Source organism: Pseudaquabacterium inlustre (genome assembly GCF_038066595.1).
GTDB lineage: Bacteria > Pseudomonadota > Gammaproteobacteria > Burkholderiales > Burkholderiaceae_C > Pseudaquabacterium > Pseudaquabacterium inlustre.
In genome coordinates this window covers 135,814-149,368 of the sequence record NZ_JBBUTH010000008.1, presented here as the reverse complement: position 1 = coordinate 149,368, position 13,555 = coordinate 135,814, and the positions used below count along the sequence as shown (strand labels likewise).

9 protein-coding genes and 1 riboswitch are annotated in these 13,555 nt (G+C 71.8%); of the genes, 5 read left to right on the top strand and 4 right to left on the bottom strand.

The features are described 5' to 3' along the window. Positions 1–14 precede the first annotated feature (14 nt). The 3 genes from AACH10_RS15250 (at position 15) to AACH10_RS15240 (ending at position 3,780) form a co-directional block, all read left to right on the top strand. Positions 15–647, top strand: a complete 633-nt coding sequence (locus AACH10_RS15250) for a methylamine utilization protein (RefSeq protein WP_423228613.1) — start codon at positions 15–17, stop codon at positions 645–647. Then, a complete protein-coding gene (locus tag AACH10_RS15245; protein ID WP_341411308.1) occupies positions 647–3,076 on the top strand; it encodes a putative bifunctional diguanylate cyclase/phosphodiesterase in 2,430 nt (809 codons plus the stop codon). The genes AACH10_RS15250 and AACH10_RS15245 overlap by 1 nt, the downstream gene beginning before the upstream one ends. Before the next feature lie 209 nt (positions 3,077–3,285). Continuing rightward, a complete protein-coding gene (locus AACH10_RS15240; protein WP_341411307.1) occupies positions 3,286–3,780 on the top strand; it encodes a DUF1097 domain-containing protein in 495 nt (164 codons plus the stop codon). On the opposite strand, the gene AACH10_RS15235 is transcribed toward AACH10_RS15240, so the two are convergent. Continuing rightward, on the bottom strand, positions 3,781–4,848 hold the full coding sequence (locus tag AACH10_RS15235) for a lytic transglycosylase domain-containing protein (RefSeq protein WP_341411306.1): 1,068 nt from the start codon (positions 4,846–4,848) through the stop codon (positions 3,781–3,783). It abuts the gene before it with no gap. Between the two features lie 242 nt (positions 4,849–5,090). Here AACH10_RS15235 and AACH10_RS15230 point away from each other — a divergent pair, with 242 nt between their 5' ends. Further along, positions 5,091–6,383 carry an O-acetylhomoserine aminocarboxypropyltransferase/cysteine synthase family protein gene (locus tag AACH10_RS15230; protein WP_341411305.1) on the top strand — a complete coding sequence of 431 codons (1,293 nt, stop codon included), beginning with the start codon at positions 5,091–5,093 and terminating at the stop codon, positions 6,381–6,383. A 17-nt stretch (positions 6,384–6,400) separates the two neighbouring features. Here the strand turns inward: AACH10_RS15230 and AACH10_RS15225 are convergent, their stop codons facing one another. Both AACH10_RS15225 and prsT read right to left on the bottom strand, forming a co-directional pair. Continuing rightward, a complete protein-coding gene (locus AACH10_RS15225; protein WP_341411304.1) occupies positions 6,401–6,739 on the bottom strand; it encodes a hypothetical protein in 339 nt (112 codons plus the stop codon). Positions 6,740–6,928: 189 nt separating this feature from the next. Then, positions 6,929–10,387 carry an XrtA/PEP-CTERM system TPR-repeat protein PrsT gene (prsT, locus tag AACH10_RS15220; RefSeq protein ID WP_341411302.1) on the bottom strand — a complete coding sequence of 1,153 codons (3,459 nt, stop codon included), beginning with the start codon at positions 10,385–10,387 and terminating at the stop codon, positions 6,929–6,931. Positions 10,388–10,674: 287 nt separating this feature from the next. On the opposite strand from prsT, the gene AACH10_RS15215 reads away from it, so the two are divergent. Next, positions 10,675–11,364 carry a cistern family PEP-CTERM protein gene (locus tag AACH10_RS15215; protein WP_341411300.1) on the top strand — a complete coding sequence of 230 codons (690 nt, stop codon included), beginning with the start codon at positions 10,675–10,677 and terminating at the stop codon, positions 11,362–11,364. Positions 11,365–11,465: 101 nt separating this feature from the next. Here AACH10_RS15215 and AACH10_RS15210 read toward each other — a convergent pair whose 3' ends face one another. Then, on the bottom strand, positions 11,466–13,190 hold the full coding sequence (locus AACH10_RS15210) for a S8 family serine peptidase (protein ID WP_341411299.1): 1,725 nt from the start codon (positions 13,188–13,190) through the stop codon (positions 11,466–11,468). 191 nt (positions 13,191–13,381) lie between these two features. Then, positions 13,382–13,468: riboswitch (cyclic di-GMP riboswitch) on the bottom strand. Positions 13,469–13,555 lie beyond the last annotated feature (87 nt).

The following is a 13,555-nucleotide window of genomic DNA, read 5'->3' as shown; positions in this document are numbered from 1 at the left end:
CCTGCCTTCCGCCCATGCCCAGCCTTCCTGCCCTGCTGCCGTCTGTCGCCCGTCTGGCGATGGTGCCGGCCTTTGGTGCGGCCCTGCTGCCCGCCGCCGCCGGCACCCTGCAGGTGCAGGTGACCGATGCCGCCGGCAAGCCGCTGGCCGGCGCCGTGGTGTTCGCCGAGTCGCCCGAGGCGCGCGCCGCGCTCAAGCCGGCCGCCGGGGTGGCCATCGTGCAGCGGCACAAGCAGTTCGAGCCCCAGGTCACCGTGGTGCCGGTGGGCACGGCGGTGAGCTTTCCGAACGAGGACACGGTGCGCCACCATGTCTACTCGTTCTCGCCGACCAAGAAGTTCGAGATCAAGCTCTACGTCGGCACACCGGCCGCGCCGGTGGTGTTCGACCGCCCCGGCATCGCCGTGCTGGGCTGCAACATCCATGACCAGATGGCCGCCTGGGTGGTGGTGCTGGACACGCCGCATGTCGGCCGCAGCGGTGCCGATGGCCAGGCCACGCTGGCCGGCGTGCCGGCCGGCGCCTACCGGCTGCGCGCCTGGCATCCCGAGCTGCCGCCGGGGGCACCGGCCGCCGAGCAGGCGGTCACCGTGGCCGCCGCCGGTGCGCCGCAGCGCGCCCAGTTCCGCCTGGGTGGGGGCAGCTGATGGACGCCCGATCACCCTCGCCGTCCCTGCCCGTGGCGGGCGAGCTGCGCCGCTGGTGGGTGACCCGCGGCCTGGTGGCGCGCCTGGTGGTGGTGTCGCTGGCGCTGCTGCTGCTGGTGCAGCTGGCCGGCTTCGTGGCCATCCGCCAGGGCATCGAGGTCAACGCCCGCCGCGGCCTGGACGAGCGCATCGCGCTGGGTGCCCAGGTGTGGCAGCGCCTGCTCGACCAGCGCTCGGCCACCTTGCACCAGGGCGCGGCGCTGCTTGCGGCCGACTATGGCTTTCGCGATGCCGTGGCCAGCCACGATGTGGCCACGCTGCGCTCGGCGCTGGACAACCACCGCCGCCGCATCGGCGCCACCGACGCGGCGCTGCTGGACACGCAGCTGGCCGTGGTGGCCACGCACGAGGCCGCCGACCCCGCGCTGGCCGAGGCCCTGCGCCGCGCCGCGCCCGAGCTGGCCAAGCGCCAGGGCCGCACCCAGGTGGCCCTGGTAGATGGCCGGCCGCTGCAGCTGGTGCTGGTGCCGATGCGCGCGCCGGTGCTGGTGGGCTGGGTGGCGATGGGTTTCCCACTCGACCGCGCGCTGGTGGACGACATGCATGCCGTCTCGGGCCTGCAGGCCACGGTGCTGGCCCAGCCGCTGCGCGCCGCGGCGCGGGTACTGGTCAGCAGCCTGCCGGCGGGCGTGTCGCCCCAGCCGCTGGCCGAGCAGCTGGCCGATGGCGAGCTGGCGTTGGGCGCCGAGAGCTGGCTGGTGCGCACCGTGCCGGTGGCCGCCGGCAACGAGGGCCGCGTGGTGCTGCGCCTGGCCGGATCGGTGGACGCGGTGGTGGCGCACTACCGCGTGCTGCAGGCCACGCTGGCGCTGATCACGCTGCTGGGCCTGGTGCTGTTCGGTGCCGGCAGCCATTGGCTGGCGCGACGCGTGACCCGGCCGCTGCGCCAGCTGGCCCGCGCCAGCGACGCGCTGGCCCGCGGCGACGCCACGGTGCCGCTGGCGCACCTGCAGCGCCGCGACGAGATCGGCGAGCTCAGCCGCGCCTTCGACCACATGCGGGGCAGCCTGGCCGAGCAGCAGCAGGCGCTGCGCGACCTGGCCTTCCGCGACCGCCTGACCCAGCTGCCCAACCGCAGCGCGTTGCGCGGCAGCCTGCAGGCGGCGATCGGCGAGGCCGATGCCGACCACGACGAGATGGCTGTGGTGATGCTGGACCTGGACCGCTTCAAGCATGTCAACGACGTGCTGGGCTACGACTTCGGCGACCGCGTGCTGTGCAGCGTGGCCGAGCGCCTGCCGCACCTGGTGCGCGAAAGCGACCTGGTGGCGCGCCTGGGCGGTGACGAGTTCGCGCTGCTGCTGCGCGGTGCCGGCATGGCCCATGCGGCCGCCGTGGCGCAGCGCCTGGCGGTGTGCTTCGAGCAGCCGCTGACGCTGGACGACCAGACCATCGACCTGTCGGCCGGGGTGGGGATCGCGCTGTGGCCCGAGCACGCCCTGGACGCCGACGGTCTGCTGCGCCGCGCCGAGGTGGCGATGTACGCCGCCAAGCGCCAGACCGGCGGCGCCCAGGTCTACGACCCGTCGGTGGACACCGCCAGCGCGCAGACGCTGTCGCTGCTGAGCGAGCTGCGCCGCGCCGTCGACCGCGACGAACTGCGCCTGTACCTGCAGCCCAAGATCGACATCGCCACCGGCGTGGTGTGCGGCGCCGAGGCGCTGGTGCGCTGGCAGCACCCTGAGCGCGGCCTGGTGCCGCCGCTGCAGTTCATCCCCTTTGCCGAGCAGACCGGCTTCATCCGCCAGCTGACGCTGTGGATGGTGGAACAGGCCGCCGCCGCGCAGGCCGCGCTGGCCCGCGCCAACGTGCGCCGCGTGTCGGTGAACCTGTCCACCCGCGACCTGATGGACCAGGAGCTGCCCGACAAGCTCGACGAGATCCTGCACCGCCACCGCGCCAAGGCCGAGGGCTTCTGCCTGGAGATCACCGAGAGCGCGATCATGGACGACCCGGCCCGCGCCGAGGCCACGTTGAACCAGCTGGCCAGCCGCGGCTACAAGCTGTCGATCGACGACTACGGCACCGGCTACTCGTCGCTGGCCTACCTGCGCCGGCTGCCGGTCAGCGAACTGAAGATCGACAAGAGCTTCGTGATGGGCATGGAGCGCAGCAGCGGCGACGCGACCATCGTGCGCAGCACCATCGACCTGGCCCACAACCTGGGCCTGACCGTGGTGGCCGAGGGCGTCGAGAACGAGGCCATCCTGAAGCTGCTGCACGGCCTGAAGTGCGACGAGGGCCAGGGCTACCACATGAGCAAGCCGCTGCCGCTGGCGCAGTTCCACGACTGGGCGCAGCGCTGGCAGGTGGTGCCGCCGCAGGTGCTGGCAGGCACCGAGCTGGCCTCGGGCGCCATGCTGCACTGAGCCGCTACCCTGCGTCAGTGCGGCGCAGACCGCCTGCGCAGGATCGGCGTTAACCCGCGCTCATCGGGTACTTGGATGGCCGAAGTGGCACACACGGCGCATGGCCCGTGTCTTGCGGTGGCCGCTGGCGGCGCGCACCCGTGCGCACCGCCATGCCGGCCGGGTGGCTGGCATGGGTGTTCCCATACCCACACATCCGGAGACAAACCATGAGCGTGCTGTTTGCGCTGACCTTTTCCATTGGCGGCCTGGCCGTGCTGGCCACCTGGCTGTTCCTCGGGCCGCTGGCGGCCCTGCAGGTGCAGGTGTGGCAGGCCTTCGTGGCCTGGGCCTGCTTCTACCACTCGGGCGGCAAGACGGCCGGCGCCACCAAGACCGTGGTGTGCATGGCCTTCGGTGCGCTGGTGGGCATGCTGAGCGTGATGCTGGCCGGCCAGCTGGGCGCCGTGGGCGCGCTGGCGGCCCCGGTGGCCGTGGGCCTTGGCGCCGCCGCCATCGTGATGGCGGCGCACGTGGGCCTGCTGGGCACCATCCCGGCCAGCGTCTACGGCTTCGCCTGCGTGGCCGGCCTGATCCTGCCGAAGGGTCTGGCGCCCGCCGATGCGCTGCTGCCCACGCTGGTGTCCATCGCCATCGGCACGGCCTTCGGCTGGCTGTCGGAGTTCATCGGCGGCAAGCTCACCGCCGCACCGGCCGCCGCCTGATCAGCGGATGTGGACTGCGCCCGTCACGCTGCGCATCAGCGGCAGGGCGGGCGTGGGCTCGGTGACGCGGGCGTCGAAGGGCTGGCGGCTGCCGTCGCCCAGCAGCGCCACCACCTTGCGCACATAGGCGCGGGTTTCGGCGTACGGGGGCACGCCGCGGTAGCGCACCACGGCGCCCTCACCCGCGTTGTACGCGGCCGCGGCCAGCGTCACGTCGCCTTCGAAGAAGGCCAGCAGCCAGCGCAGGTAGGCCATGCCGCCGCGGATGTTCTGCGCCGGGTCCATGATGTTGCGCACGTTGAAGCGGCGCGCCGTGTCGGGGATCAGCTGCATCAGTCCCATCGCGTTCTTGGGCGACTGGGCGTTGGCGTTGTAGCCCGACTCGGTGGCGATGATGGCCAGCACCAGCTGCGGCGACAGCTGGTACTCGGGCGCCACGATCTTGACGAAGTCGACGATGGGCTTGGGCGCTTCGTCGAACAGCGGATGCCAGGCGGCGCGCGACATCGGCACGCGTGCCGCGGCGGCGCGGTTGGGCAGGGCCGGCGGCACGGGCTTGGCATCGGCAGCGGCCAGCGCGCGGTCGCTGTCGGGCGGGCGCAGGCACACCGGCGGCTCGCCGCGCGGCTCGCCCAGGCGCTTGGCCATCTGGATGGCCTGCGGCAGGCCCTGCTCGGCCGCGGCCGCGAACAGGTGGGCGGCGGCCACGTCGTCGCGCAGCACGCCGCGGTCGTTGGCCAGCATCCAGGCCAGGTTGAACTGCGCCTCGGCATCGCCGTGGCGCGCCGCCTGGCAGTACAGCGTGGCGGCGCGCGCCGGGTCGCGGTCCATGCCGTTGCCGCCATGCTCCAGCAGCTTGGCCTCCTCGCGCCAGCGCTCCACGGTGGCCGGCACCACCGGGCCGGCGGGGGCGCGCGGCGCCACCATCGGCAACGCGGCCACGCCGGCGTTCAGCGCCGCGTCGATGCCCGGCACCTGGGCCTGCGCCGCACCGGCGGCCCAGGCCAGCGCGCACAGGGCGGCCGTGGCCAGGCGGCGTGGGAGGCGGGGGCGGTGCGGGGTGGGCATGGCGGGAAAACCCGAGACTCTAGTCTTTGGCCACGCCGCGCGGTGGGGCGCATTCCCGAGAACGCGGGGGGATGGCCGGGTCGGGCGCGTCGCGCCTGCTGCGGATTTCACGCATCGATGCGCGTTCTTCGCATGGCGTGCCGCGTCGGTCGGGGCCTAGACTGGCCGGCTGCCGTGTCGATCGGTGTCGATCGGCACGGTGGCCATTGCCAACCCTGGCCCATGCAAGCAGGAGAGAAGACATGACCCGTGACACCCGCGCCTGGCGCTTCGAGACCCAGCTCGTCCACGCCGGCTACCAGCCTGAGCCGACCACCCACGCCGTGGCCGTGCCGCTGTACCAGACCGTGGCCTACAGCTTCGACAGCGCCCAGCACGGCGCCGACCTGTTCGATTTGAAGGTGCCAGGCAACATCTACACCCGCATCATGAACCCCACCCAGGCGGTGCTGGAGGAGCGGGTGGCGGTGCTGGAAGGCGGCATCGCGGCGCTGGCACTGGCCTCGGGCCAGGCGGCCATCACCTACGCCATCCAGACCATCGCCGAGGCCGGCGACAACATCGTCAGTTCCACCAGCCTGTACGGCGGCACCTACAACCTGTTCGCCCACACGCTGCCGCAGTACGGCATCAGCACGCGCTTTGCCGACGACCGCGACCCGGCCAGCTTCGAGCCGCTGATCGACGAGCGCACCAAGGCCATCTACGTGGAAAGCCTGGGCAACCCGCGCGGCAACATCACCGACATCGCGGCACTGGCGGCCATCGCCCACCGCCACGGCATTCCGCTGATCGTCGACAACACCGTGCCCAGCCCCTACCTGTGCCGGCCCATCGAGCATGGCGCCGACATCGTGGTGCACAGCCTGACCAAGTACCTGGGCGGCCATGGCACCAGCATCGGCGGCGCCATCGTCGACAGCGGCAAGTTTCCGTGGGCGCAGCACAAGGCGCGCTTCAAGCGCCTGAACGAGCCCGATGTGAGCTACCACGGCGTGGTCTACACCGAGGCGCTGGGCCCGGCGGCCTACATCGGCCGCGCCCGCGTGGTGCCACTGCGCAACATGGGCGCGGCGATCTCGCCGTTCAACGCCTGGCAGATCCTGCAGGGCGTGGAGACCCTGGCGCTGCGCATGGACCGCATCTGCGACAACACGCTGGCCGTGGCGCGCCATCTGCAGCAGCACCCCAAGGTGGGCTGGGTGAACTACGCCGGCCTGGAAGACCACCCCGACCATGCGCTGGTGCAGCGCCAGATGGGCGGCCGCGCCTCGGGCCTGCTGACCTTCGGCGTGAAGAGCGGCCGCGCCGGCGGCGAGCGCTTCCTGGACGCGCTGCAGCTGTTCACCCGACTGGTCAACATCGGCGACACCAAGAGCCTGGCCACCCACCCGGCCAGCACCACCCACCGCCAGCTGTCACCCGAGGAACTGGCCAAGAGCGGCGTGGGCGAGGACACGGTGCGCCTGTGCGTGGGCATCGAGCACATCGACGACCTGATCGCGGATCTGGATCAGGCGTTGGCGGCCAGTTGAGTACTGGGCCGCCTGGTTCAGCGCGCGGTGCGGCGGCGCGTGGCGGCGCCCGCCAGCAGCAGGCTCATCGGCTCGGGCACCTGGCCAGGGCTGAAAGGCGACGCACCGATGAACACCTGCTCGAAGTTGTTGACCTGCGAGACGGCGGTGCCCCCGTCACAGCGAGCATGGCCGCCGTTGCCAATGACGGCAAAGGGCTCGGCCCAGCCATACCGCAGATCCACCCGCAACATGTACTGGCTCAGATCGGCGACCAGCGGCGCACCGCCGCGCACCGGAGACGGGGCGTGATCCGGGGCCGCCGGCATAACCGCCAGCCGTTGTGCCTGGGTGCGCGAGTCATTGGTGGCATCCAACGCCCGACTGCGCCGCCGCAGGCGTGACGACTGGCCACCACCAGCGAGTGGCTGTTGGCATCGCCGCAGGTGACATGGCCGAGGCCGGTCAGGTCCACCGTGGGCGCCACGCCGGCCAGCGCGACCCGCGAGGCCCGGCGGGTTCAGCACCCCAAGCAGGGGCGCCAGTATCAACGCTTTCGACGTAGGTCAGGCGTTCTCGTGCCCCTGCTCGCCGTGGCTGCTCAGCGCCTGCAGCCGGGCCAGGTCGGCCTGCAATTGCGAGGACAGGCGCCGCAGGTGACCACTGAACATCAGGCGCAGGTGGCGGCCGAAGTGGGCCGGTTCGCGCACGGTGCAGGTCAGCAGCGTGCCGCCGGCGCCGTCGGGCTGCGGTGCGAAGTCCCACAGCTGGCGAAGGCCCTGTGTGCCCTCGTCGATGCGTTCGGCCAGCACATGGCCGGCCTCCAATGCCGGCAGAAGCTCCAGCGTGCCGCCAGGCAGGGCGCCGCGCGCTGGCCACTCGCAGCGCTTTGACGCCGTGCTGTTGGCAACGGCGTCAAAGCGCGGCGCGCGGTCATCGGCCAGGCCCGGCAGCGTGCTCCAGGTTGGCCACTGGCGCAGGTCGCCCAGCAGCGCGCGCACCCGCTCGGGCGGAGCGGCCAGCGGCAGGGTCTGGCGCACCAGCACGAACGGCGGGTGCCTTGCGGCGCGCAGCAGCAAGGCCAAGCCGCCCAGCAGGCCCAGTGCCAGCACCGCCGCGGCCGCTGTCTCGGCGCGGGCCAGCCAGCCGGTTGGGCCGCCGGCCGGGGTCGCGCCCGCGGATGGTGCTGAGGCTTGCCAGGCCTCGTTGCCCTGCAGGGCGCCGCCGGCCGGCAGACCCAACTGCTGGCGCAGTTGCTCTGCCTCGGCACCCAGGGGCGTGCCCAGGCCGATGCGGGTCAGCTGCACAAAGGACTCGCGCGCGGCCTCCAACTCACCGGCGCGGAACTGCAGCGAGGCCAGGTTCAGCAGCAGGCCGCGGTCCAGCGGTTGCAGGCTCACCGCACGACGCTGCAGCTCGATGGCGCGAGCCCACTGGCCTGCCTCGCCGTGGGCCCGCGCGGCGGTGTCGATCACCGCCGGATGCTGCGGCGCGCGCGCCAGTGCCTTCTCGGCCAGGGTCAGGGCCTCGGGCTTGCGCTGGCGAAGCAGTGCCATGGCCAGGTTGTTCAGCACGAGCAGGTCGTCCGGGCGTTGACCCAGCAACTGGCGGTACAGGCGCTCGGCGTTCGGCCAATCGCGCCGGCCCAGGCTGGCCGACGCCAGGTGTTGCAACAGCGTCGGGTCGTCAGGATGGGCGCGTTGCCAGTTCGCCAACGTCTGCGCGGCGGCCTCCGCCTGGCCGTCGGCCAGCAGGGCGTCGTGCAGGCGCTGGGTCAGCTCAGCCGAGCCGGGCTGCCGCGCCAGCGCCTCACGGTAGGCGCTGATCGCCTCGGCCCAGCGCTGGGTGCTGGCGGCGATGTCGGCCAGCAGTGCCGCCGCCAGCGGCAACTGCGGCCAGCGCTGGCGCGCCTCCTGTGCCAGGGCGCGGGCGTTGTCGACGCGGCCGTCGCGCAGCGCCATCGCCACCGAGGCACGCAGGGCCTCGATGTCGTCAGGCTCGAATTGGCGCGCCACGCGAAGGCTTTCGCGCGCGCTGTCGAACTGGGCGCGGCCCAGCTGGGCCTCGGCCACGCGAACATAGGGGTAGGCGCGTCGGTCCATCAACGCGGCCAGGCGCTTGAAGGTGGTCTCGGCCTGCAGCAGTTCGCGCTGCATCAGGTGGGCGCGGCCCAGGCGGTCCATCAGGTCCACATGATCGGGCACGGCGGCGGTGGCCGCCTTGGCCGCCACCAGCATGGCGTCGCCGCGCTGGTCGGCCGCCAGTGCGTCGATCAGCGCCAGGTGTGCCTTGGGGTCTTGCGGATGCAGGCGCACTGCCTCGGCCAGCACGGCCTGCACCTGCGCCGGCTCGGCGCCGCGCTGGCGCATCACTTGTACCTTGGCCAGGCGCGCGTCCAGGTTGCGCGGCGAGACCGCCAGCAGGCTGTCCAGGCGCACCATGGCCGCATCGGGACGGCCCTCGTCCAGGTCGAGACGCGCCAGCAGCGCCACCGCAGCAGGGTGGGCGGGGTCGCGCTCGCGCGCTTGCTCCAGCCGCTGGCGTGCGGTCGCGCGCTGACCTTCCGCCAGCGCCAGCCGGGCGCGCAGGATCTGCCAGCCAGCGACCCCGGGCTGCGCGCGCTCCAGCGCGTCCAGCGTACGCCGCGCGCCGGCAAGGTCGCGGGCGGCCAGTTGCAGACGGACCAGGCCTGGCAGGCCGCCGGCCTCGAGCTCGGCCGACCCACCGTCCAGCGGATCGCTGGCAATGGCCTCGCGCAGCCGACCTGACATCCACAGCGCGACGGTCAGGCGCCAGCGCCCGTCGTCAGGGCGCAGGGCCAGCGCACGCCGGGCCAGCGCTTCGGCGTTTGGGGCGTCGCCCTTCAGCCGCATGGCGCGGGCCGCCAGCAGCAGGGCGTCGGCATCGCGCGCGGCCTCGCCGATGAACGGGCGCAGTGCGGCCAGGGCCTTGTCAGGCCAGCCGGTGCGCAGCTGGGCCTGGGCCAGCAATCGGCTGGGCTCGGCATTTCGGGGCGCCAGCCGCGCTGCGCGTGCCAGCAGGCTGATCCCCTGGCCGTAGGCGCCAGCCTCCATGGCTGCGCGGCCGGCCAGCATCAGGATGGCCGTGTCTTCTGGGAGGCGGCGCACCAGTTCCTGGGCCAGGCCGCGTACCCGCGCGCCATCGCCGGCGTGCTCGGCCAGCACGGCCTCGAAGTACAGCGTGCTGGCATGGTGCGGCTGCAGTTGAGCCAAGGTTTGGTGCCGCCGTCCGGCCAGCGCCAGGTCGCCGCGCTCCAGGGCCAGCGAGATCAGGCCTGCATGCGCCGGCACCAGGTCTGTGCGCAAGGCCAGCGCACGTTCCAGGGCAGCCTGGCGCTGGCTGTCCGGCGCACGCAGCCGGGCCAGCAGTTCGGCTTTGAACAGCCACAGGTCGGGTTGGTCGTTCACCTCGCCGAGCAGGGCGTCCATGCGCGCCAGGGCGGGCTGCAGTGCCTCGTCGGCGGCCAGCAGCCGTGCGTCGAGCAGGCGTGCGCCGACATGGGCCGGCTGCGCCTCCAAGGCCAACGCCAGCCGCTTGCGGGCCTCGGCGCGCTCGCCGCGGATGGCCAGCGCTTCGGCCTGGTGGCGCCAGACGCTGGCGCGCGCATCGGCGCGGGCCGGCAGCGGCGGCTCGCGCATCAAGGCCAGCAGGGGCTCGAACTTGCGCTGCGCCAGCAGCGCCTCGGCCAGCAGCGGCAAGGCATCGTCGGCGGACGCCCCCAGCGACTGCGCGCGGCTGATCTCCACCTCGGCCGCCACCCCGTCGCCGGCGGCCAGCAGCGCCTGGCCCAGCAGCAGGCGGGGCTCGGGTGCGTCGGGCTGGGCCGCCACCGCGACCTTGACCGCCTGCACGGCGCTGGCGGCATGGCCGGCCGACAGCAGGGACCGCGCCTCGGTGGCTGAGTGGCTGGCGTCGGGCGCCTCGCCGCAGCCGGCCAGCCAAAGTCCCAGCAGCAGGCCAGGGGCCAGGCGGAACGGGGTCGAGAACGGACTGCGCAGCGTCAAGCGGTCTCCCAGATCGGTGAAACCGGACGCAGCGTCACGCGCGCGGTTCCTGGTAACCAAGCGTATCGCAAGCTGCCGGCGCTGGCGGTGGGTCCCACCCGGGCGGGTGGCCAGTCCCACGCAGTCTTGTCGGGAAACTTGACGGCCGTCGCGACATGATGTGACAGTTTCGGAGCTGGTCAGTGCCAACTCATTGATCAGTGGAAGTTTTTTGCCTTTGGCTCGAGATTTGCTTTCGTTTGTGCGGAGACCCTCTTGCGGTCGGCTGGAGATTCGACGTGTTGGGCATGACTTCGCTTCGTGGTTGGGTGGTGGCTGCAGCGGCTTTGGCTGGCTCGGCCCAGGCGGCTGACTTGAACTTTGCATCGGTCAGCAGCAGCGGCACGCTGCTGTTTCAGACCGTGCGGGACGGCGCCACCCTGAATGCGTCTGCCAACTTCGTGCTGACGGCCCTGACGGCCACCAGCGCCACTTTCAACGTCACGATCGCCAACAACTCCAGCGGCCCGGGTCAAAACACGCTGACGGCGCTGGGCATTGACGTGGTGTCGCCCACGCTGACCGGTGTCACCGACACCTCCGGCACCTGGGATTCGGTGCTGAACGATACGCTGCCCACCTTAAAGAGGGTGGATTTGTGCGTCTACACCTCCAACGGCTGCAGCGGCGGCGACATTGGCGACGGCATGGCCGAAGGCGGTTCGTCGAGTTTCCGGATGACGCTGACCACGGCCGGCAACTTCACCACCAACGGGGTCACCTTCACCAGCCCCTACGGCGCGAAGTTCCAGGGTGTGGGCAACACCGGGAAGTCTTATGAGTTCGCTGGCTGCATCAGCGGAACCACGGGGTGCGGTGGAGGCGGTGGCGGTGGTCAGAACCAGGTGCCTGAGCCGGGCTCGGTGTTCCTGGCTGGTCTGGCTCTGTTGGGCATGGGCACGGCCACGGCCATGCGTCGCCGTCCGCGCGCTGCCTGAGCCGGCGAACACGTCGCTCGGCTCCATGGCAAAGGCCCGCTTCGGCGGGCCTTTTTGCTGGGCTGCGCTGGGCGCGCCGCGACTGGAGCGGCCGCGGCCCCTCAGTTGCTGACCGTCACCGAGGTCCGGGTCTCGTTGCCGGCGGCGTCGCGGGCTACGGCGGTCAGCGTGTGCGTGCCCCGTACCGACTTGCGGGTGTTCCAGTTGTAGGACAGGCTGCCACCGGTGCCGCTGGTCACCAGTACGCCGTCCAGGTACAGCGACTGCTTCAGCGCGGCCGTGCCCAGGTTGTCACTGCCGCTGATGCTGACTGCGGTGGTTCCGCTGACCTTGCTGCCCTGGGCTGGCTGGGTGATGGCCACCACCGGTGGCGTGCTGTCGGCCACCAGCAGGCTGGCATTGGCCACCGTGACGGCCAGGCTGGTCGAAGAGGCGCTGTTTCCCGCCGAGTCATAGGCCACAGCCTTCAGCGAGGCACTGCCGTTGCCCAGCGTGGCCGAGTCCAAGGCGAACTGGTAGGGCGCCACGGTATCTGAGGCCACCAGTTTGCCGTTGACCATCAAATCGACGCGGGTGACGCCAATGTTGTCGCTGGCAGCGACATCGATCGTGGTCACGCCGCTCACTGTGCTTCCGCCCGCTGGCGTGGTGATGGCCACGCTGGGCGCCTGGGTGTCCGCCGCCACGGCGCTGCGCGCAGCAACGACCGCGGCGGCTGCGTCCACACGGCCGTGGCCGTAGTAGATGTCGCGGCCGGCGCCTCCCAGGTCGGTGGCGGTGCCGTACAGGAGGCTCTCGACCTGCGATGGCCCCAGCGCCGGGTTGGTGGCCATCATCAGCGCCACGACACCGGCGGTCACCGGCGCGGCGAACGAGGTGCCCGAGGCGGCGCGGTAGCTGCCGTCGGCGGCAGTGGTCCAGATGCCGACGCCGGGCGCGGCCACTGCCACGTAGTTGCCATAGCTGGACCAACTGGCCCGCACATCGGCGCTGTCGGTGGCCGAGACCGGGATCATCGAGGTCACGGCGGGCGATCCGTCATTGCTGCCGGTGTTGCCGGCGCTGACCACCACCAATCCGCCCTTGCTGCGGAAGTACTGCGCTGCGCTTTGAACGGCTGCGCTGGCGTACACGCCAGCAAAGCTGACATTGGCCACCCGCGCGCCACGGTCGGCGGCCCAACTCAGACCACTCGCGATGGTGCTGTAGTAGGCATAGCCGGTGCTGTCGGCCACACGGATCGGCATCACGCTGGCGGCGCCGGCCACGCCGGCCACGCCACTGGCGTTGTTGGCGATGGCCGCGGCCGCACCGGCCACCGAGGTGCCATGGCCGGTGACGTCGGCGGTGTTGCTGTTGTTGTCCACCATGTTCCAGCCCGCCACCTGCCGCAGGTCGGGATGGGTGGGCAGCACACCCGAGTCGAGGATGGCGATGGTCACGCCACCGCCCTGGCTGGTGTCCCAGGCGCTCGGCGCCTGGATGCGACCGAGATGCCACTGGCTGCCGATGTAGGGATCGTTGGCGACCAGGGCGGTTGGTACGCGTCGGTCCAACTCGGCGAACTTCAGATGCGGATGCTTCTTCAGTTGCGCCAGCACGGCTGTTTCAGAGGCGCCGACGGGAAGTTGCAGCAAGTGCAGGTTGTCCTGACCCAGTTTGCGCGTGCTGCCGCCGTGCGGCTTGAGCGCCTTGCCGAGGTCGGCGCTGCTCAATCCGGCGCGCGGCATCAGCAGCAGTCGACCCAGAGCCCAGTCCGGCACCTGGGCCAGGGTCCCCAGAGGCAGCGTGCAGGCCGCCAAGCCGGCGGCCCAGGCCGCGAGCATGCGACGCGGCGGCAGGGAACCGCGGATGGACGCAGCGGATGCAGCGCGGCGCGTCAGGAGGGGACCGGAAACCATCGACATGCTCCAACTCGTGACTGCAGCCACGAGCGGCGGACTGGCGCAGACGATGGGCACCCCCAGCCCGTGGGGGCGCTGGTCATGGCGAAGTGCAGCGGGCACTGCGCGTGGCGTCTGGCAGTCCTGCCGTCATGGGGCTGCCGCCCTTTAGACCGTTGACTTTGCGTCCCACGCTTTCGCGTGGTTTGCCCTTTGCAGAACAACACTGCTGTCGAGTGCCTTCCCTGGACTGCAGAAGGGAATGACGGGTGGGTCTCGATCCGAGCTCATCCGTCAACCGTTGCGAT

Bases quoted from the DNA above. Each gene is read 5' to 3' on its own strand.
- AACH10_RS15250 (WP_423228613.1), top strand. From the start codon at position 15: ATGCCCAGCCTTCCTGCCCTGCTGCCGTCTGTCGCCCGTCTGGCGATG.
- AACH10_RS15245 (WP_341411308.1), top strand. From the start codon at position 647: ATGGACGCCCGATCACCCTCGCCGTCCCTGCCCGTGGCGGGCGAGCTG.
- AACH10_RS15240 (WP_341411307.1), top strand. From the start codon at position 3,286: ATGAGCGTGCTGTTTGCGCTGACCTTTTCCATTGGCGGCCTGGCCGTG.
- AACH10_RS15235 (WP_341411306.1), bottom strand. From the start codon at position 4,848: ATGCCCACCCCGCACCGCCCCCGCCTCCCACGCCGCCTGGCCACGGCC.
- AACH10_RS15230 (WP_341411305.1), top strand. From the start codon at position 5,091: ATGACCCGTGACACCCGCGCCTGGCGCTTCGAGACCCAGCTCGTCCAC.
- AACH10_RS15215 (WP_341411300.1), top strand. From the start codon at position 10,675: ATGACTTCGCTTCGTGGTTGGGTGGTGGCTGCAGCGGCTTTGGCTGGC.
- AACH10_RS15210 (WP_341411299.1), bottom strand. From the start codon at position 13,190: ATGCTCGCGGCCTGGGCCGCCGGCTTGGCGGCCTGCACGCTGCCTCTG.